Here is an 18361-nt window from a genome sequence, read left to right as displayed (position 1 = left end):
GGTCTTCCAGGTGCGGGTGGACGGTGGTCATCGGCGGCGGCCCTTGCGGGTGGCGCGGGTGGTCAGTTCCTCGTACGCCGGGGCGTCACCGGCGCGCACGCGGTCCCACGCGCGCGTGAACAGCTCCGGCACCGGTACCAGCGGCATCGCGCGGACGTGGTCGCGGACCGGGTAGAGGGCCTGCTTCCAGATCTCCACCGGCAGTGCGGGGGACTTCAGGTCGAGCCAGCCGCACGGCAGGAAGAGGGTCCGTCCGGCACGCGCCCGCTTGGCCTCGACGACCAGAGGGGTGGCTGCCAGCTCGGCGCGGGCCTTCTTCGCGCGGGCCGGCTTCCAGCCCGTCCAGCGGGCGCAGTTGCGGTCCGACGGGTCGGGCAGGGCCAGCAGCTGGAGGTAGAGCGCCGCCGCGTCCTCGCCCAGCCCGTGGGTGCGCGCGACCTCGGCGACCAGTTCGGGCACGCTGGAGCAGGGGTCCTGGGCGTGACCGGCGGCCACCGCGGCGTCCGTCCCGGCGGTGACGGCCCGGTTGAGCTCGTCGCCCAGGATCGTGCGCACCGCCCGCATGCCCTCGCCCTGCCCGGGCCCGACGATGCCCTCGACGAGTCCGAACACCGGGTCGTCGGCCCCGTCGAGGGCACCGGTGCGGACCAGGACGGTCTCCTGGTCGCCGTACCAGGGGCGCAGCACCAGCGCCGGGCCGGCCGCGGTCAGACCGTGCGCGTCGGCACCGCCGGTGGCCGGCAGCCCGTAGGCCTTGCGCAGGTGCACGGCCGTCGACGAGCCCTTCTCCGTCCACACCAGGTCGAGGTCGAGGAGCAGGCCGGGGTCGGCGACACGGCGGCGCAGCGCGGCCAGCCCGTCCGGGAGCGTCGCGCGCAGCGGGTGCCCGTAGGGCAGGGAGTAGGCGAGTCCGGCCAGGGTGGCCACGGCACGCGTCAGGTCGTGCCGTCCGGGCAGCGCCCGGGCGTCCTCCGGCACCAGTTCGCCGTCCTTGCCGGGCCGCTGGACGGTGGTGCGGCTGATCCAGGGCGTACGGCCCGGGTTGAGCACCTCCTCGGCGGAACCCGAGGGCACCCCGGCCAGGGAGAGCTCCCCGGCGAGGTCCTCGGGCAGGCGGACCACCGCGCCGAGCCGCTCGGTCCAGATCCGGCCCGCCGCCTCCGTGTCCGGTCCGGCCGTCCACAGGTCGCCGGCGTTCTCCGGCAGCAGGGCGCCGACGAGGGCCGTGCGGTCGCCGCTGTCCAGCGAGGCCAGCAGGGCGTCACCGAGCTCCTTCTGGCGGGGCTTCAGCCCGGTCGCCGCGATCACCTCGTCGGTGAGCTGGGACGGCTTCCCGGCGAGCAGCAGACTTGCCTGGAGGTCTCCCAGCCCGGCCCGCGTCGCGGCGGCCAGGGCGGCCGGCGCCTCCGGCTGCCACGGCGCCGGGCCCTTGTCCCGGATCAGCGCGGTCACCGCGGCGAGCGCCTCCTTGGGGAACAGCGGCGGGTGCGCGGTCTCCCGGTGCAGCGTGAAGTGCGCGACCGCGCCGAACGTGCCGGCCGGGTCGTGGTCCAGGGCCAGCCAGTACACGTGCCCGTGCTGGCGGTCGACGTTCTGGCAGCCGAGGACGACGACCGTGCGGCCCTCGCGGCGCAGCACCTGTCCGACCCGGTCCTGTCTGTCGTGCGGTTCGCCCAGGACGATCTCGCGCACGGTACCCGCGGCCGCCGCCAGCGGACCCTCCGTGACGGCTTCGAACAGCAGCAGCAGCGCCTCGCGGTGCGCCGTCGTCACGGTCGGTGCGGCGGCCCGGTAGGCGAGCGGGCGCAGCACGTCCAGCACGGACGGCCACACCATGCCGATGCCCGGAACGGTGAACTCGTCGCTGTGCCACCCGCCGGCGGACCCGGTGCGCCCGGACGCCTCGGACAGCGGCTTGCCGTCGGCCGGCCGGCCGGACAGCACGTGGTTGACGGCACGGATCTGCCGCAGCGTGCTCCAGCGCGTCTCGCCGCCCCATGCTCCGTACAGGTTGGCCAGACCCGAGACTGCCTCACGCAGCGTCTGGTCGTCGCCGTCCGCGGGGCTGTAGTCGGCGAACATGCCCTCGACACGTTTGCGTTCCGCCCTGGGCCGCTCCACGGGAGGCGTCACGAACGTGGCGAGCGAGTCCGCAAGGCGCAGCACCGCGCGCACCAGGACCGTGACACCGGTGAGGATCTCGGGCTGTGTCAGGTCCGGCAGGGCACGGGAGACGACCTCCCGCAGCACCTCGTCGACACCGGGAACGACGGGAGCCGCCGTCCGCGTCCGGCCGGCCGCCGACGAAAGGGGCTGGGGCGCCGACACCGGGTGCATCGGGCTCATGGCCGTCGCGAAGCTCTGCCCCGTCGCCGCCGTGTGCGCGTGGCCGGACGCCGCGACCTGCGCCGGTCCGCCCGCCGCCGCGATCATCGCCTGCCGCTCCGCCAGCGCCTGCGCCCCGGCGCGCAGCAACGCGCCCGCCCGTTCGTCGTCCAGGGACCGCAGGAGTGCCGACGCGCTCTCGTCGCGCGGACGCAGGGCGTGCCAGAAGTCGACCGGCGGGACGAGACGGGTGCCGGCGGCGTACTCGCCGCCCTGCTCCAGCGGCGTCAGCCGTCCCAGCTCCCGGGGGTCGCCGCCGTCGCCTCGCGTGAACAGGGCTATCTGACGGTACTGCGCGACGACGAGGGGCTCGGCGCCGCCGGGCAGCCGCAACGCGCCGAGCGGCACGTGGGGTGTCCGGCCGCCGTGCCGCGCCGGCAGCGTGACGGTACGGCCGTCGGGCGTGCCGACGGTGACGCGCGCGTCGTCGCCTTCGCCCTCGCTGCGCACCCACCGGCCGAGGACCGTGCCGTCCGTACCGAACGGGCTCCCCTCCAGGCCGGGTTGCAGGGGCAGCACCGCACAGTGGTGCTGGAGCAGGCTCGCGCCTTCGCGGATGCCGGAGCGCAGGAACGCGGGCAGCGAGGCACGCCCGTGCGTGCCGGTGGCCGGGTCGTACTCCAGCCACACCTGCTGCCGTCCCTGCCGCCCCTGGCGCCAGTACGAGGACCCGTCCCCCAGGATGCGGCGAGCCGGCGGCAGGACCGTGTCCCCGGCGTGCAGGACGCGCCCACCGGTGGCCCGTCCGCCGCCCGGCAGCGGGATCGAGGTCTCGCCCGCGTCGCCGGAGCCGCCGTACCAGCGCGGGACGCTCTCGCCGCCGAGGGTGAACACCTCGGAGGGGCGGGCCGACCAGTAGCCGTACTGCTTGCCGTCGTGGTGCCACATCACCAGCAGCTCGCCGTCGGTGTGCCGGAACGTCGGACGCTGCCAGCGGTCCAGCTCCACCGGGATCCGCAGGTCGTGCTCCAGCAGGATCTCCTGCGGGCCCACGACGATCGCCTTGTGCCGGCGCGAGAGGATCAGCGCCGGCCAGGCCTCCTGGACGGCGAGCGTGTCGTCCTGGCCGTGCCGGGTCTCCGCGTCCAGCCGCCGCAGCGCCTCCTCCAGGGCCGGCCAGCCCAGTTCGTCCGGGATGCCGGCGCGCAGCGTCACCCCGAGCAGCGGTGCCACGTCGAGCGCGGCGACCCGGGCGACCGCCTGCGGGCCGACCTGGGCCGCAACCGCGCGGAACGGGCGCATCCGCTCCAGCGCCGCGCGCGCGGCGGGCAGTCCGGCCGCCTCGACCAGTTCCTCGGCGGCGTCCTCCAGCCACTCCCGCAGCACGTCGGCGAGCACGGGGTGTCCGGCCAGGCCCTGCTGAAGGCCGGCGTCGGGGCGATGGCCGCTCAGATTGCCGATCGCCGAGCGGAGCAGGCGCCTCAGGCGTGGGTCCGCCGCGACGGCCGTCAGGTCCCGTCGCCCGGGCCCGGTCTCCTGAAGCCACTGGCTGACGGGGAGGAAGACGTCGACGTCCGCCCCCGGCAGCGTCAGTGGCACATCCTGTGCCGCGCACAGGTCCAGCAGGTCGAGGTCGGCACCGGCGTGCCAGCGGCCCGTGAACAGGTCCACCGGGCGGCCCTCGGCGCGCAGGCGCGCGGCCATGCGCCCGACGAGGGCGAGGGTGGCCGGCGAGCGGCCGCTGACCGAGCTGCCGTGCTTGCGGTGCAGCGCCCACCGGCTCAGCCACTCCGCAGCGTCGACCCCGTCCGCGTCCTCGGCCTCGCCCGCGAGCAGCCGGTCCGCACCGGTCTCGGCGAGCAGCGCCAGCCAGAAGTCGTCGTCCTGCGCGGACCGGCCCAGCCCGGCCGGCATGATCTCCAGCAGCCGGACCCGTACGGCGGGGCGCTCCTCGGCGAGGACGACGAGCGTGGCCCGGTAGGAGTTCCAGAAGGACGCGGGTGCACGGACCGCCGCGGGCGAGACGAGCAGATCCGCGACCAGGGCGCACTCCTCGGTCACCCGGGACAGCCCCGCCGCCTTGATCAGGGTGCGCGCGTCCTGGGGCAGCGACGCGTACGGCGGCATGCCCGCCGCGCAGCGCTCCACCGTCAGCTGCCGGAACTGCGCCCAGGCCTCGGCCGCGGTGAGGCGCGCCGCGAGGGCCTTCACGTGCTCCTTGAGCGCCTTGACCGTCAGTGCCCCGGCGAAGGCGAACTCCAGGAACACGGCCCGCTGCCGCTCCTCGTCCACCGCGAGGGCGTGCACCCGCTCCGCCTCGCGGGCCTTGCCGAAGAAGGCGGCGGCGTAGGTGGTGTTGTCGTGCTGGAGGAAGACGCGGGCCGCCTGCTCGTAGAAGGTGGGCAGGAAGTGCGGCACCGCCCGGCCGAGCCGCTCGCCGAGCGCCTCGAAGCCCTCCTTCGCCGTGCCGGGGCGGGACTTGGCCTGCCGCGCGAGCCGCTCGACGTCCTTGACCAGCGCGAGCGCGTGGTGTCCGTTCGCCGGGTCGTTGACCAGGGCCCACGCGGGGAAGCCGAGGGTCTCCCGGCGCACCTGCCCCACCTCGCGGACCTCCGGCTCCCGGGCCAGTCCGAGGAAGTCCAGGGCGAGGTCCTCCGCCTCGCCGAGCGTGCCCGGCACGAGCCGGACGACCTGGCGCTCGTCCAGCGCGGGATGCGTGTACGTGCGGACGGTGAGGACGTCGGCGTCCTCCCGGCCGGTGGTGCCCGGGGGCAGGACGGCGCCGGCGTCCAGCAGCGCGGCGGCGGTGGCCTCGTCGTAGGTCGTCATGCCGCACGCTCCTCGTCCTCGATGTCGCGCCCGGCGTACAGTGCCGCCGCCATGCGCATGCCCTCCGACCAGGCCACCGGCCCGACCTGACCCAGCTTCAGCGTCCGCCCCGCGGGGTCGGTGAAGACCAGGGGGCCGGTCTCGGTCTCCTCGTAGCCGTCGTAGTCGCCGATCCACACCCGGGCCTCGACGCCGCGGCCGTCCTCCAGCACGGAGCACACGGCGTGGCCGCCGCGCACGCGGTAGCCGAGCTGGGTCGTGCGGCCGTGCAGGAACCGCAGTTCCTTGAAGGCGCCGCCCGCGTACTCCTCGACCGAGGCGGCCTCGGCGTCCAGGGCCGCGGGGCGGTGCCAGACCTCGCGGAAGAGCTGCTGGGCGCGCTGCTCGACGCCGAGTTCGACGGCGAACTCCCGCAGTTCCTCCAGGTCGTCGAGGAGCACGGGGTGCGGCAGCCGGACCAGATCGGGGGTCAGCCGGACGGTGTCGCCGTCCAGGTCGACCAGGCCGAGGCCGCGCTCGGGGTCGGCGTCCCGCAGGAACCCGGCCACCACGCCGTCCGCGCCGGTGACCACCAGGTCGCGCAGGGCGGCCTGCCAGGCCGGGTCCGGCCACACGCGCGCCAGGACCGCGAACGGCACCGGCAGCGAACGCACCATCCACCGCTCCACGTCGGCCAGGCACTGCCGTTCGTGCCGCTCCAGCCACTCGACGAGCTGACGCAGTCCCACCACCGCCGGATCATCGGCGATCTTGGGCGGAACGGACTTCAGCCGCCGTCCGGCCGCGTTGCGGCACACCACCTTGCCGTCGTCGAGGGCGACTTCGTAGTCGCCGGCCGACACCCACCCCATGCGTGCCTCCCGCACCCGCAGTGATCAAGTGACGGGAACTGTAGAGCAGGCCTGTGACAACGCGGTGCGGGTGCGGCATGCAGGGGGTGGCCGCGGGCCGGCGTCACCGTCGGACCGTGCGGTGCCGCGCCCCTCGGCGGGACGGGACGTCCCCCGCGCAGGCCCCTCTCACGTGGGCGTGAGCACCATACGGAAGCGGGCGCGACCGGTGAGCATCTTCTGGTACGCGTCGCCGACCTCGCTGAGGGGCACGACCTCCACCACGGGGCGGATGCCGTGCAACACGCTGAACGCCATGGTCTCCTGCACGTCCTGCGCGGTTCCGGACGGGTGGCCGCGCATGGTCCTGGCCCGCATGATCAGTTGGGCGGGGCTGATCGGCACGGGAGCGGGATCGATCCCGATGACCACGAGCTCGCCGCGATGCGAGAGTCCGTCGACCGTCGCCGCGATGGCGTCGGAGGCCCCGGCGGTGGCCAGCACCACCTTGGCGCCGCCCAGGGCTTGCAGGGCGTCCGCGACGCCCCTCGAGCCGGTGCTGTCGACGTAGTGGTGGGCGCCGAGTTGCTTGGCGACATCGGCCTTGCCCGCGCCCCGCGCGATGGCCACGGTCTCGAAGCCCATCGCCACGGCGTACTGGACCGCCAGGTGTCCGAGACCGCCGATGCCCAGCACGGCGACCAGGTCGCCCGGCCGGGCGGGACTGCGCCGCAGGCCGTCGTACGTGGTCACGCCCGCACAGGCCAGTGGCCCCGCGTCGACGGCCGTCAGCGAGTCGGGGATGCGGGACAGCGCGTCCACCGGCGCGACGAGGGACTCGGCGAACCCGCCGTCGTAGGCCCAGCCGGGAACCTTCAGGGTCTCGCACACGATGAAGTCGCCCTGCCGGCAAGGAGTGCAGTGACCGCAACTGCCTCCGAACCAGCCCACGGTCACGCGGTCGCCCACGTTCCACCCGTAGTCCTGGGCGCCTTCGCCGAGTTCCGCGACCCGCCCGGCGACCTCGTGTCCGGCGACCACCGGGAAGCGCACACCGGGCACGCCACCGCTCACGAAGAAGTCGTCGCTGTGACAGATGCCGCAGGCCTCCACGGCGATGCGCACATGGCGGGGTCCCGGGTTCGGCACCTCACGCTCGACGATCTCGAAAGGTCCATTCGGGGTGGCGACCTGCGCGACTCGGTAGGTGCTCATCTCTGCCTCCTGGATCACGCGCCCGGCGCGAGGGAGCACCTCCATCCGACCACCGCTCCCGGAGCAGGGCAACCGGACCGCCCTTGCAGCAGGAAACGTCACCTGTCAACATGGTGACGTGAATCTGGAGCATGCCTTTCCGTGCGGAAATCCCGCCCTCGACTTCGCGGCTACGCTGCGCGCCCGGCGCTCGGTGCGGTTCGAGATGTTCGTCTCCGGTGACCGGCTGGACGCCTGGTACCTCGAATCCCGGATCGTCGACGCGGTGACACCGGCGGGCGCGTCCGACGTCGAGCGGGCGGTGACCGTGCGCGAGGCGATCTACGAGCTGGTCACGGCCCGTGTCGCCGGGGAGGACTTCGACAGGGGGGCGCTCGCGGTGGTCAACAACGCGGCCCGCAGGCCGCCGGCCGCGCCGCAGCTCACCGCGACCGGGCGATGGACGGACGCGACGCAGGAAGAGGCCCTGTCCGTCGTGGCACGCACCGCGGTGGAGCTCCTGAGCGGCCCGGACGTGCCGCTGATGAAGGAGTGCGGCAACCCGGAATGCACGCGTGTCTACATCGACCGGTCGCGCGGCATGCGCCGGCAATGGTGCGACATGGACTCGTGCGGGAACAAGCTGAAGGCGGCGGCCTACCGCGCGCGCAAGAAGCAGGCCCAGGCGGTCGACTCCCGGTGACGCCTCACCGGCCTTCGTCACCCCCTTGACGGGTGACAGGGGGTGATGCGAATATCGTCACCACCTGAGCCGGTGACGTAAAGGGCGTGAAGGCCAGGGTTCTGTCCGATCCGACGCGTGCGTGAGGGCGAGATGACATACGAAGAGACCGTTGACCCGACGGGCGCCGAGGCCGTGCGCCGTGAGCGGTTCGGCAAGCTGCCGGAGCGGATCCGCCTGGAGGACACGGTGGAGGAGCGGCCGGCCGTGCTGCCCGATCCCGCGAAGGACACGTACAACCCCGACGAGTGGCTCGTGCGTACCTGTCTGTGACCACCTGTCCGTGAGTCCCCCGTCCGTCAGTCGATGAAGGAGTGCCATGCGTCTGCCCAGGATCCTCGCGGTTCCGGCGGCGATCGTCGGCGCGGTCGCGATCGCGTTCGGCTGTTTCGCACAGGTCTTCTGACACGGAGAAGGCCGGCGGCACGGGGTGGCGCCCGTGCTCGCCGGCCTTCTCCGTGCGCCCCCACGGCAAGCGCGACGAGCGTGCCGTGGGGGCTTTTTCATGTGCCGCGTCAGCTGCCTCGCCATGCGCCGAAGCGGGGCCGTGGCATCTCTTTCGAGTGCCACGGCCCCGCAGTGTGCGGCGTGCCCGCCCGCTACTCGGCGGTGGCGTCGACGCGGACCTCGATGTTGCCCCGGGTGGCCTTGGAGTAGGGGCAGATCTGGTGCGCGGCCTCGGCGAGTTCCCGGGCCGTGCTCACGTCGACACCCCCGATGCGCGGGTTCAGGACGGCGGAGAGGCTGAACTCGCCGTCGTCGCCATGGGTGAGCGTCACGTCCGCGGTGATGGAGGTGCTGGTCAGCTTGATGTCGCGGAGGGCCGCGGCGCGACGCACGGCACCGAGGAAACAGGCCGCCCACGCGGCGGCGAAGAGCTGCTCGGGGTTGGTCGCGTCGCCGGCGCCGCCGAGTTCCTTGGGAATGGACAGGCTGTGTTCCAGCAGGCCGTCGGTGGAGCGGGCGGTGCCGCCGTTGCGGCCCTCGCCGATGACGTCGACGGTGCCGGTGTAGCTGACAGGCATGCTGATCCCTCTTTCAGGTTTCCGGGTGCCTCACGGCGACGCCGCGTGCATCACCGGTTGAAGCGGTGACGTAAGCATGACCCGCTCGTCGTCACCAGTCAAGCCGGTGACGGTGGGCGGGTAGCCGCATGGTGCGGACGGGCGCCGGCAGGGGCGACAGGGTCCTGGCGGGGGAGCGCGCTCGGCGGCTCGCCGTTGAGTCAGAGCGGCATAGGTGAACGAGATTGGATTATGTCGATGCCGAGTCCCGGAGGCGTGCCCCTGCGCATGCGTGCGTCACCGGTTTGACAGGTGACGTGCGTGCTGTGAGGCTTCACCCGGCTCACCGGTTCCATGCCAGGCGAGTGGCGTGGACCCCTGCCTACATTGGGAAGCGAACAGAGGGGCCTCACATGATCAGCAGGCGGACTTTCGGCAAGGCGGTCGGTACGGGCGTGGGGTCGGCGTCCTTGGCGGGCGCTTTCGCCCCCGCGACGGCGCACGCGTCGGCGGCCCCGTCCCACGCGGGGAAGCAGGGCGCCGCGCGGACCGGGGCGGCACGCGGTGCGTCCTCGGCGGTCCTGACCGCCGACAAGCGCGTGCGGGCAGGCGTGCTCGACATCGGCTACGCCGAGGCCGGTCCGGCGCACGGGCCCGTGGTCGTCCTCCTGCACGGCTATCCGTACAGCATCCAGAGCTATGTCGACGTGGTGCCGCTGCTGGCGGCGGAGGGCTACCGGGTCATCGTCCCGCACCTGCGCGGACACGGCACGACCCGGTTCGTGTCGGCCAAGACGTTCCGCAACGCCCAGCAGTCCGTGATCGCCCTGGACATCATCGCGCTGATGGACGCCCTGAAGATCGAGAAGGCGCTCCTCGCCGGCTACGACTGGGGGTCGAGGACGGCGGACATCATCGCCGCCCTGTGGCCGCAGCGCTGCAAGGCGCTGGTGTCCGTGACCGGTTACCTCGTCACCAACCGTGAGGCCAACAAGCGGCCGCTGCCGCCGCAGGCCGAGTGGGCGTGGTGGTACCAGTACTACTTCGCCACGGACAGGGGCGTGCTGGGACTCGAGGAGAACCGGGACGAACTCGCCCGGCTGATCTGGAAGTTCAACTCCCCGACCTGGGACTTCGACGACGCGACGTTCGAGCGCACCGCCGCCGCCTTCTCCCATCCCGACTACGTCGCCATCGTCGTGCACAACTACCGCTGGCGGCTGAGCCTGGCCGCGGGCGACCCCCGCTACGACGCCCTGGAGAAGAGGCTCGCCGCGGCGCCGGCCATCGGCGTCCCGACGATCACGCTCGACGGCGAGGTGGACCCCTTCACGCCTCCCGGCGACGGGGCGGCGTACCGCGACAAGTTCACGGGGAAGTACGCCCACCGGACCCTGAAGGGCATCGGCCACAACGTTCCGCAGGAGGCACCCGAGGCCTTCGCCCAGGCCGTCATCGACGTGCACGGCTTCTGATCCTCCCGCACCGGCGCGATGGTGTCAGGGGGTGGTGCCGGCCGCCCGCCGACGGGCGCGGTAGGCGCGCAGGTTGGCGGCGTTGCCGCACACCTTGACGTCGTGCCACACCCCGCTGTTGTTCCGGGAGCGGTCGAAGAAGGCGACGGCGCACCGGGAGTTGCGGCAGGTCTTGATCCGGTTCCAGGAGCCGTCGAGTTGCGCCTTGAACACCTCGACGGCGACCAGTGAGGCCACCGACTGCCAGCCGCTCCCGCGGGGGACCGGACGCACACGCCCCGCCCCGTCCCACCGCATGCCCATGGAGAGGGTCGGCAGCGCCGTGGGAGCCGGTCCGTCGGTCCCGGCCGGGTCGCCGTCAGGGGTGACGACGGTGCGCCGCAGGTCGTCGCGGAATGCGCGCAGGCCTTCCAGTTCCGCGGCGTCCAGTTCGAGCCCGGAGAGGCCCTGCGGCGGTTCGGGCAGATGGGACAGAGCCTCGCGCAGCCAGTTCCCGGCGGATGCGGGGTCGGCGAGCAGGTCCTCCCTGAGCGGCTTGCCCGCGGCGATCGTGTTCATCAGTTCCTCCCTCCGGGCGCGGGCTCGACGCCGTAGCGGCGCAGCGCCGACCAGCTCACGTCGACCCCCTTGTCCTCCAGGCGTGCCGACACGGGCCGTGCCGACATATGTCTTCGGCTTTCACATCTTACGGGGGAGGGACGCATCGGCGTATTCCGGGTGGCTGCGCCCCGCGGAGTGGCTTATGCATGGAACAACGCAAGCAGCCGAGGCACCGAGGAGTACGGCGTCATGACCCCAGGCGACGAAGCGATCACGTGTCCGTTCGACTTCAGCGAAGGCATGGACTTCGACCCCTCCCTGGCCGAGCTGATGGACCGCGAGACCATCGCCCGGATCCGGCTGCCCTACGGCGACGCCGACGCCTGGCTCGTCACCGGCTTCGAAGGGGTACGGCGGGTGACCACGGACCACCGGTTCAGCCGGGCGGCGATCGTGGAGTACGACTACCCGCGGCTGACCCCGGAGCCCATCGTCTCCACCGAGTCGATCAACGTGATGGACCCGCCGTACAGCAGCCGGCTGCGGCGCCTCGCGTCACAGGCGTTCACCCAGCGGCAGGTGGACGCGATGCGCGGGCGGATCACCCGGCTGGCGGACACCCTGCTCGACGAGATGGCCGCACAGGGACCCGGGGCGGACCTGGTCCACCACCTGTCGGACCCGCTCCCTCAGCACACCATCTTCGACCTGTTCGGCATCCCCCGGCACGACTGGCCGCTCATGCGGCAGAACCTGCAGCATCTGCTCGCCACCGGTCCGGACAGCCGTACGACCGCGGCGACCGCCAAGGCCGATCTGCGGGCGTACTTCATCGACATGGTCCAGCAGCGGCGCAGAACGCCCCAGAAGGACCTGATCGGGGCGCTGGTCTCGGCCAAGGTCGGCGAGGACACGCTCGACGACCAGGAGATCGCGGTCATGGCCCTGACGCTGACGCTCAGCGGGCAGGACACGGCCACCTGCCAGATCAGCAACATCGTCTACCTGCTCCTGACGAACCCCGAGCTGATGAAGCGCCTGGACAGCCGGCCCGAGGACCTGACGAACGTCCTCAACGAACTGCTCCGCGTCATCCCCTTCCGCAAGGGAGTCGGCATCCCCCGGGTGGCGTTGGAGGACGTGGAGATGGAGGGGGTGCAGATCCGCAAGGGCGACTTCGTCCATGTGTCGTACCTGACGGCGAACCGCGACCCCGAGCGCTACCCGGACCCCGACCTCATCGACCCGGACCGCCCCGCCCGGCCGCACATGACCTTCGGCTGGGGCGGACACCGCTGCATCGGCGTGCCGCTGGCCATGGCGGAGCTGGAAGTGGCCATCGGACGGCTGCTGCAGCGCTTCCCGGGGCTGCGACTGGCCGTGTCGCCCGAGGAGGTGCGCTGGGACAAGGGGACGATCCGGCGCTTCCCGATCGAACTCCCCGTCACCTGGTAGCGGCGGGCCCTCCTTCCTTCTCCCACGCCGTGTCGAGGACCAGCTCCGCCAGCCGGAACACCAGTTGGTGGCGGGGCTGGTCCGAACGGCCGTAGAGGCAGACGTAGTACGCGCCGTCGCCGTACCGGAAGATCTCGCGCCGCACGGTCCGGCGGAGCGCGAACTCCGGTTCCCCGGTGATCGCCGCGTCGCGCAGGGCGGCCTCCGCCTCCTCCCGCGTGCCGTCGAACCTGGCGACCGTCCTGGTCGCGTGGTCGGTGTCGAGGGTCTCGGCAGTGATCAGCCACAGAGCCATGAGCTTCCCCCCGAAGGCACGCGCCGTCGGCGTGCCCTTCGTCATGAGGGAATCATCGGCCCGACGTCACCGCTGTGCGGCCTGTTCGATGAGGTTCTGCAGGTACAGCCCCCGGTGGGCGTCCAGTTCGGCCGGGGTGCCGGTGCGTACGGCGGTGGCGAAGTCGCGCCGCAGGACGGGCCAGCACTCCTCGTGGTCGATGCCCGCCGTGTCGTAGACGGCCTGCGTCCCCGAGCCGAACAGCTCGATGCGGGTCAGGGCGCGCGGTACCTCGACCGCCCCGGACAGCGAGGCCTGGCTCACGGCGCCGTTCTCGTGTTCCATGGTCAGCTCGATCCAGCGGCGCGGGTCTCCGGTGCCGCGGATGTGCGTGATCGGGCCGATCGCGGCGTCCAGGAGGTCGATGAGGTGCGGCCCCAGGTCCAGCAGCGCTCCGTGTTCCAGCCGCCAGCCGGTCGCGAAGTCCCCGCCCAGGAAGGCGCCGTGCAGGTAGCAGGAGCGGGCTCCGGTCACGTCGAGCGCCCGGGCGGACTCCACGAAGGCCCGGGTGGTGGGGTGATAGCGCTTGGTCAGGACGAGCTGGGAGACGACCCCGGCCTCCGCCACGGCGTCGGCGACCCGGCGCGCGGACGCCAGGTCGGGGCCGAGGGGTTTCTCCAGCAGGACGGCCTTGCCCCGCTTCGCGGCCATCGGGGCGAGCTCGGCCTGGACGGCGGGCGGGACCGCGAAGGCGACGGCCTCGCAGCGGTCGAGCAGGTCCTCGAAGTCGGCGGCCACGTGCGCCCCGTAGGGCTCCGCGGTCTGCTGGGCGGCCTCGGGGCGGCGGGCCCAGACGGCGGCCAGCCGGGTCTCGGGCCCCGCGGCGAGCATCCGCGCGTGCATGGCGCGGGCCCAGGGGCCGGCACCCACGAGGCCGACCTCGACGGGCCGGTGGGTCCAGGAGGCGGGTGTGCTGGTCACGACGTTCCTGTCTGCGGGGGACAGCTCGCGTGCTCGGCGAGCGTCAGGCGGTTGAGGCGGGCGTCGGCGCGGGCCGGTGCGTAGAGCAGCTCGACGACCATGGCCGTCGCCCCGATCAGCCCGGCGTGGTCGCCGAGGCGTGAGGTGACGATCTGGAGGTTGGCGGTGGTGCGGGGCATGGCGCGCTGGTAGAGCAGCTCGCGGACACCGGTCATGAAGGGGACGCCCGAGAGGTCCCCGGCCAGCATCAGCACCCCGGGGTTGAGCAGGGTGACGACGGTGACGAGGACCTCGCCGACCCGTCGGCCGGCCTCCCGGGCGAGCCGGACGGCGTCCGGATGCCCCTCGTCGAGGAGGCGTTTGACGTCGTATCCGGAGGTGGTGTCCATGCCGAGGGCGGACAGTTCCTTGGCCAGTGCCCGGCCGCTGGCGACGGCGGCCAGACAGCCGTAGGAGCCGCACATGCACAGGGCGTCGGGCCGGTCGTGCAGCCGGATGTGGCCGATGTCGCCGGCGCCTCCGTCGACGCCGCGGTAGACGTCGTTGCCGACGACGACACCGGCGCCGATGCCGGTCGACACCTTCACCAGGACGAAGGCGGAGCAGTCGGCGTGGTTGGCCTGGTGCTCCGCCAGCGCCATGAGGTTGGCGTCGTTGTCGAGGAAGACCGGCACGGGGCCGTCCTCCATGCTGGGGCCGACATGGTCGGCGTACGCCTTCTGCATGCGCTCGCGGACGGCGTACCGGTCCCAGCCCGGCATGATCGGGGGTTCGATCACCTGGCCCGTCTCCCAGTCCACGGGGCCGGGGACCGACAGGCCGATACCGGCGACATGGCCGGGTTCGACGCCGGCGGCGGCGATCAGTTCCGGGAGCCATTCGGCGAGTTGGTCCAGCACCCGGTCCGGGCCCGTGGTGATGTCCAGGGGCCCGGAGTGCTCCGCGAGGATCGTGCCGGCCAGGTCCAGCACGGCGACCCGGGCGTGCCTCGTCTCCAGGTCGACGGCGATGACCGACGCGTGCGACGGGTCGAAGACGATGCGGTGCGAGGGGCGGCCGCCGGTGGAGGTACCGGTGGTGTGCCGCAGCCACCCCGCGCGGTTGAGGACGTCCAGGCGCTGACCGATGGTGGAGCGGGACAGTCCGGTGGCGCGTTGCAGGTCGGCGCGGGTGTGGGCACCGCCGCTGCGGATCAGTTGCAGCAGCTCGCCCGCGCTGACCTGGTTCGGCGTCATCGGATGTCCCCTCACGGTGTCAGCTCTTGTCGGCGCCGCTGGTCAGGCCCTCGGTGAGCAGGCGCTCCGCGGCGAAGAACAGAAGTACCACGGGGATCGTCAGGACCACCGAACCGGCCATCAGGACGGTCTTGGAGACCTCGATGCCGTTGGAGAGCTGGGCCAGTCCGAGCGGGACGGTCCACTTGCCGGGCTCGGCGGCCAGGAAGAGCAGCGCGAACAGGAACTCGTTCCAGGCGATCATGAAGATGTACAGGCCGGTCGCCATCAGCGAGGGCAGGGCGAGCGGCAGGATCACCTTCCGGACGGTCTGCATCCGGCTGGCGCCGTCGAGGGCGGCCGCCTCCTCGATGGAACGGGGAATGGTGACCAGGTAGTTGCGGAGCATGTAGATCGACACCGGCACGGTCTGGGCGACGTAGACGATGGCGAGTCCGACCAGGCTGGAGGACAGCCCCAGTTTCGCGAAGACCACGAACAGGGGCACGGCCAGCAGCGTCGCCGGGAACATGTAGACGGCCAGGAATATCGCGCTGACCTGGCGGTGGCCGAAGAACTTCAGCCGGCTCACGGCGTAGGCGCCCGGCACGGCGGCCAGCATGGTCAGGGCGACCGTACCGAGCGAGACCAGCGCGGAGTTGAGCAGGAACTTCAAGAAGCCCTGGCCGCCGGCGTCGGTCGAGCGCAGCACGTCCTGGTAGGTGGACAGGGTGAAGTCCTTGGCCGAGATCCACAGGGATCCCGGGTCGAGCAGCAGCGCGTCGATGGGCTTCAGCGACAGCAGCAGCATGTAGTAGAAGGGCACCACGGTGATCACCGCGAGGAACGCGATGACGATCCACCGCAGGACTCCGAAGAATCCGTCCTCGAACCGTGCCCGGGTCATGGCGGCCTTGCGGGTCACGACTCCTCCTTGACCTTGTTGCCGAAGAACTTGAAGTAGAGGCCGAGCAGGATCATGAGCACCACGGCCAGCGCGAGAGCCTGGGCCGCTGCGGCGCCGACGTCGTAGCGGGCGGTGAGGAAGTCGTAGACCCGGACGGCGGCCACGTCGGTGCCCGCGCCACCACCGGTCAGCAGGTAGACGTCGTCGAACTTGTTGAAGGTGAGGATGAACCGCAGCACACACAACAGGGCGATGACGGGCATCAGCTGGGGCAGCAGGATGTGGCGGAAGCGCTGGCTGTGGGTGGCGCCGTCCACCAGGGCGGCCTCCTCCAGGCCGTCCGGCACCGCCTGGAGCCGGGCCAGGATGAACAGGAACGCGAACGGGAAGTAGCGCCAGCACTCGAAGGCGATGACGGTCAGCAGGGCCAGCGGGATGTCGAAGTGCAGGCCGAGCAGGTGCACTTCGTACTCGCGGGTCGAGAGGAAGGCGATGGGGTCGTCCCAGCCGAACAGCCGCCGGCCCCAGTCGTTCACCACGCCGTACTGAGGGCTGAGGGCGACCTCCCAGACGAAGGCCACGGCCACGACGGGGGCGACGTAGGGCAGCAGCATCGCCGCGCGCAGCAGACCGCGGCCGCGGAAGGGCTTGCGCAGCGCGAGCGCGGCGACGAGTCCGAGGGAGACGGAGCCGAGCGTGGCACCCGCGGTGTAGAGGAGCGTGGTGCCCAGGCTGGACCAGAATCCGGCGGAGTCGAAGACCTGGGCGAAGTTGTCCAGGGACCAGTTGCCGAAGAGGCCCATGCCCTGGATGTCGACCAGCTTGGCGTCCTGGAACGCCAGGAGCACGGTCCACAGGATGGGCAGGATGACCACCACGAAGACCACGAGGAACGTGGGTGAGACGAACGCGAGTCCGGCGCGGTTCTCGCGACGGCTGGCGGTCATCGGGCGGCGGCCCCGCGGTGCGGGCCGTTCGGTGGGCCCGGGGCTGGTGTCCCGGCGCTCTGGCGCGCCGGCTGGAGCTGTAGTCATGAGGGGACCTTCGTGACGTGCAGGCGGGCGGCTACTGCAGGGACTTCTTGAGGGCGGCGACCTCGTCGCCGGCTTCGCGTGCCGCCTCCGCGGGGGAGGCCTGGCCGCTGGTCATGGCGCCGATGGCCTTGGGCACCGGCAGTTCACCGTTGGTGGCGCCGACGAGCGCGCCCTCGCCCTGGGTGATGCCCCAGCGGCGCATGTTGCTGACGCCGTCGGCGAGCTGGTTGAGCAGGCTCGCGGGGAAGACCTCGTCGAAGGGCTTCTTGGTGTCGACGCCGATCTCGCTGTGCCGCCACGCCTCGATGTAGCGCTCGGGCTGGGCGGCCGTGCCCTGCCGGACGGGGATCTTGCCCTCGGGCGCCATGCCGAACCAGGACTCGTAGCCGCTGCCCATCATGTACTCGATGAACTCGCGGGAGGCGGCGGTCTCGGCGGTCTTGGTGGTCACCCAGGAGGTGATCTCGCCGAACTGCGCGGCCTCGGTGGCGTCGGGGCCCTGCATCGCGGTGACGATGCCGCTGTGGGAGGAGAGGTACTCCGTGTCCTTGCGGCACTCGGGGCAGCTGGGCAGGGCGTCCTTGCGCAGGCCGGCGAGCTCGTCGAGCAGGAACGACGACCAGATGATCATCGAGGAGCGGCCCGCGAAGTAGGTGGCCCGGGTCGAGTCCACCGTCTGGGTGCCGGGGGCGCCGTAGGTGCGCGCCAGCTCGTCGTAGGTCTTGAACGCGGTCTCGCACTGCGGGGATTCGAGGGCGATCTCGTGGTCGTCGCCGACCAGCTGGCAGTCGTTGGCCAGGGCCACGCTCTCGAAGCTCTGCGAGGTGAAGACGTCACCGGGGTCGGTGGCGGCCGACATGCCGTCGTTGCCCTTGGCGTTGAGCGCCTTGCCGGCCTCGAGCGCCCGGTCGTAGGTGTCGGGGGCCGCCAGCTGCTTCTTGTCGAACTGGTCCTTGCGGTAGACCAGCAGCTGGAGCCAGGCGTCGGAGGGCACTCCGAGGCTGGTCCTCCCGTCGGAGGTCAGGTCCAGGGCGTTGGCGTTGAAGGTGTCACGCCCCAGCTCGCCGATGATCTCCTTCGGGATGCTCGTGTTCAGCAGTCCGTTGGTGTACATCTGCCAGACCTGGCCCATCGGGGCCGCGCCGATGACGTCCGGCAGCGTGCCGGAGGCCGCCGCCGACATGATCAGCTGGGGCATCTGCCCCTCGTCGACTCCGACGAGACGGACCTTGACGCCCGTCTTCTTCTCGAACCCGTCGATGATCTTCTCTTGCACGGCGATGCGGTCCGGGAGGTTCTCCTGGGACCAGACCGTGATCTCCCGGTCCGGCTTCCCCGGCCCGGTGCTGCTGGAGCAGCCCGACAGCAGCCCGATCCCCAGGGCTGCCGTGACGCCCACCGCGATCGTCGTCGATCGCCGGCTCTTGGTGCGCATTGCGTGTCCTCGTTCCGACTTACGTCTACTGAGAACGCATCACAGCATCAGTTTTGCTTGTTGACAAGACATAAGTTGGGGTTATTGTCGACGCAACCGAAAAACCCGCAACTCTTCCGGAG

Annotated in this window: 15 protein-coding genes; 4 read left to right on the top strand and 11 right to left on the bottom strand. The window is 72.0% G+C overall.

Annotated features, from left to right (window positions below):
- Positions 1 to 27: 27 nt before the first annotated feature.
- The 3 genes from ACIP2X_RS11535 to ACIP2X_RS11525 form a co-directional block, all read right to left on the bottom strand.
- On the bottom strand, positions 28 to 5154 hold the full coding sequence (locus ACIP2X_RS11535) for a hypothetical protein (protein ID WP_401670643.1): 5127 nt from the start codon (positions 5152 to 5154) through the stop codon (positions 28 to 30).
- Positions 5151 to 6005 carry a DUF4132 domain-containing protein gene (locus ACIP2X_RS11530; RefSeq protein ID WP_401670641.1) on the bottom strand — a complete coding sequence of 285 codons (855 nt, stop codon included), beginning with the start codon at positions 6003 to 6005 and terminating at the stop codon, positions 5151 to 5153. The genes ACIP2X_RS11535 and ACIP2X_RS11530 overlap by 4 nt, the downstream gene beginning before the upstream one ends.
- A 168-nt stretch (positions 6006 to 6173) precedes the next feature.
- On the bottom strand, positions 6174 to 7199 hold the full coding sequence (locus tag ACIP2X_RS11525) for an alcohol dehydrogenase (RefSeq protein ID WP_401670639.1): 1026 nt from the start codon (positions 7197 to 7199) through the stop codon (positions 6174 to 6176).
- Between the two features lie 118 nt (positions 7200 to 7317).
- On the opposite strand from ACIP2X_RS11525, the gene ACIP2X_RS11520 reads away from it, so the two are divergent.
- The gene (locus ACIP2X_RS11520) at positions 7318 to 7881 is read left to right on the top strand and encodes a CGNR zinc finger domain-containing protein (protein WP_401670637.1); all 564 of its coding nucleotides are present in this window, start codon (positions 7318 to 7320) and stop codon (positions 7879 to 7881) included.
- 132 nt (positions 7882 to 8013) lie between these two features.
- Positions 8014 to 8193: a hypothetical protein gene (locus ACIP2X_RS11515; RefSeq protein ID WP_401670634.1), complete on the top strand. Its 180-nt coding sequence runs from the start codon at positions 8014 to 8016 to the stop codon at positions 8191 to 8193.
- A gap of 326 nt (positions 8194 to 8519) precedes the next feature.
- On the opposite strand, the gene ACIP2X_RS11510 is transcribed toward ACIP2X_RS11515, so the two are convergent.
- Positions 8520 to 8945 (bottom strand): Ohr family peroxiredoxin, encoded by a 426-nt coding sequence (locus tag ACIP2X_RS11510; RefSeq protein ID WP_401670631.1) that lies wholly within the window; start codon positions 8943 to 8945, stop codon positions 8520 to 8522.
- A gap of 392 nt (positions 8946 to 9337) precedes the next feature.
- Here ACIP2X_RS11510 and ACIP2X_RS11505 point away from each other — a divergent pair, with 392 nt between their 5' ends.
- Positions 9338 to 10399: an alpha/beta fold hydrolase gene (locus tag ACIP2X_RS11505; RefSeq protein ID WP_401670628.1), complete on the top strand. Its 1062-nt coding sequence runs from the start codon at positions 9338 to 9340 to the stop codon at positions 10397 to 10399.
- A gap of 24 nt (positions 10400 to 10423) precedes the next feature.
- Here the strand turns inward: ACIP2X_RS11505 and ACIP2X_RS11500 are convergent, their stop codons facing one another.
- Positions 10424 to 10957: a CGNR zinc finger domain-containing protein gene (locus ACIP2X_RS11500; protein WP_401670625.1), complete on the bottom strand. Its 534-nt coding sequence runs from the start codon at positions 10955 to 10957 to the stop codon at positions 10424 to 10426.
- Positions 10958 to 11188: 231 nt separating this feature from the next.
- Between ACIP2X_RS11500 and ACIP2X_RS11495 the strand changes: the two genes are divergently transcribed.
- Positions 11189 to 12394, top strand: coding sequence for a cytochrome P450 (locus tag ACIP2X_RS11495; protein ID WP_401670622.1), 1206 nt, complete (start codon positions 11189 to 11191; stop codon positions 12392 to 12394).
- Here ACIP2X_RS11495 and ACIP2X_RS11490 read toward each other — a convergent pair.
- Genes ACIP2X_RS11490 through ACIP2X_RS11465 form a run of 6 tightly spaced genes read right to left on the bottom strand, consistent with a single transcriptional unit; the run spans position 12384 to position 18239 of the window.
- A complete protein-coding gene (locus ACIP2X_RS11490) occupies positions 12384 to 12734 on the bottom strand; it encodes a hypothetical protein (RefSeq protein ID WP_401670621.1) in 351 nt (116 codons plus the stop codon). The genes ACIP2X_RS11495 and ACIP2X_RS11490 overlap by 11 nt on opposite strands.
- Positions 12735 to 12755: 21 nt before the next feature.
- Positions 12756 to 13649, bottom strand: coding sequence for a Gfo/Idh/MocA family protein (locus tag ACIP2X_RS11485; protein ID WP_401670619.1), 894 nt, complete (start codon positions 13647 to 13649; stop codon positions 12756 to 12758).
- Entirely contained in the window at positions 13646 to 14884 is a 1239-nt protein-coding gene (locus tag ACIP2X_RS11480; RefSeq protein ID WP_401670617.1) for an ROK family protein, read from the bottom strand. The genes ACIP2X_RS11485 and ACIP2X_RS11480 overlap by 4 nt, the downstream gene beginning before the upstream one ends.
- Before the next feature lie 19 nt (positions 14885 to 14903).
- Positions 14904 to 15770, bottom strand: a complete 867-nt coding sequence (locus ACIP2X_RS11475) for a carbohydrate ABC transporter permease (RefSeq protein ID WP_401672306.1) — start codon at positions 15768 to 15770, stop codon at positions 14904 to 14906.
- Between the two features lie 14 nt (positions 15771 to 15784).
- Positions 15785 to 16804 (bottom strand): carbohydrate ABC transporter permease, encoded by a 1020-nt coding sequence (locus ACIP2X_RS11470; protein WP_401670615.1) that lies wholly within the window; start codon positions 16802 to 16804, stop codon positions 15785 to 15787.
- 31 nt (positions 16805 to 16835) lie between these two features.
- Entirely contained in the window at positions 16836 to 18239 is a 1404-nt protein-coding gene (locus ACIP2X_RS11465; RefSeq protein WP_401670613.1) for an ABC transporter substrate-binding protein, read from the bottom strand.
- Between the last annotated feature and the right edge of the window lie 122 nt (positions 18240 to 18361).

The sequence above is a fragment of the Streptomyces sp. NPDC089424 genome, assembly GCF_044749345.1.
GTDB lineage: Bacteria > Actinomycetota > Actinomycetes > Streptomycetales > Streptomycetaceae > Streptomyces.
The sequence above is the reverse complement of the archived record's forward strand: the minus strand, read 5'-3'. Positions and strand labels throughout refer to the sequence as shown.

What these genes read in the sequence shown, in the direction of transcription:
- ACIP2X_RS11500 (WP_401670625.1), bottom strand. Translation starts at nt 10,957, where the DNA reads ATGAACACGATCGCCGCGGGCAAGCCGCTCAGGGAGGACCTGCTCGCC.
- ACIP2X_RS11515 (WP_401670634.1), top strand. Translation starts at nt 8,014, where the DNA reads ATGACATACGAAGAGACCGTTGACCCGACGGGCGCCGAGGCCGTGCGC.
- ACIP2X_RS11495 (WP_401670622.1), top strand. Translation starts at nt 11,189, where the DNA reads ATGACCCCAGGCGACGAAGCGATCACGTGTCCGTTCGACTTCAGCGAA.
- ACIP2X_RS11465 (WP_401670613.1), bottom strand. Translation starts at nt 18,239, where the DNA reads ATGCGCACCAAGAGCCGGCGATCGACGACGATCGCGGTGGGCGTCACG.
- ACIP2X_RS11525 (WP_401670639.1), bottom strand. Translation starts at nt 7,199, where the DNA reads ATGAGCACCTACCGAGTCGCGCAGGTCGCCACCCCGAATGGACCTTTC.
- ACIP2X_RS11510 (WP_401670631.1), bottom strand. Translation starts at nt 8,945, where the DNA reads ATGCCTGTCAGCTACACCGGCACCGTCGACGTCATCGGCGAGGGCCGC.
- ACIP2X_RS11480 (WP_401670617.1), bottom strand. Translation starts at nt 14,884, where the DNA reads ATGACGCCGAACCAGGTCAGCGCGGGCGAGCTGCTGCAACTGATCCGC.
- ACIP2X_RS11535 (WP_401670643.1), bottom strand. Translation starts at nt 5,154, where the DNA reads ATGACGACCTACGACGAGGCCACCGCCGCCGCGCTGCTGGACGCCGGC.
- ACIP2X_RS11490 (WP_401670621.1), bottom strand. Translation starts at nt 12,734, where the DNA reads ATGACGAAGGGCACGCCGACGGCGCGTGCCTTCGGGGGGAAGCTCATG.
- ACIP2X_RS11470 (WP_401670615.1), bottom strand. Translation starts at nt 16,804, where the DNA reads ATGACTACAGCTCCAGCCGGCGCGCCAGAGCGCCGGGACACCAGCCCC.
- ACIP2X_RS11475 (WP_401672306.1), bottom strand. Translation starts at nt 15,770, where the DNA reads ATGACCCGGGCACGGTTCGAGGACGGATTCTTCGGAGTCCTGCGGTGG.
- ACIP2X_RS11530 (WP_401670641.1), bottom strand. Translation starts at nt 6,005, where the DNA reads ATGGGGTGGGTGTCGGCCGGCGACTACGAAGTCGCCCTCGACGACGGC.
- ACIP2X_RS11505 (WP_401670628.1), top strand. Translation starts at nt 9,338, where the DNA reads ATGATCAGCAGGCGGACTTTCGGCAAGGCGGTCGGTACGGGCGTGGGG.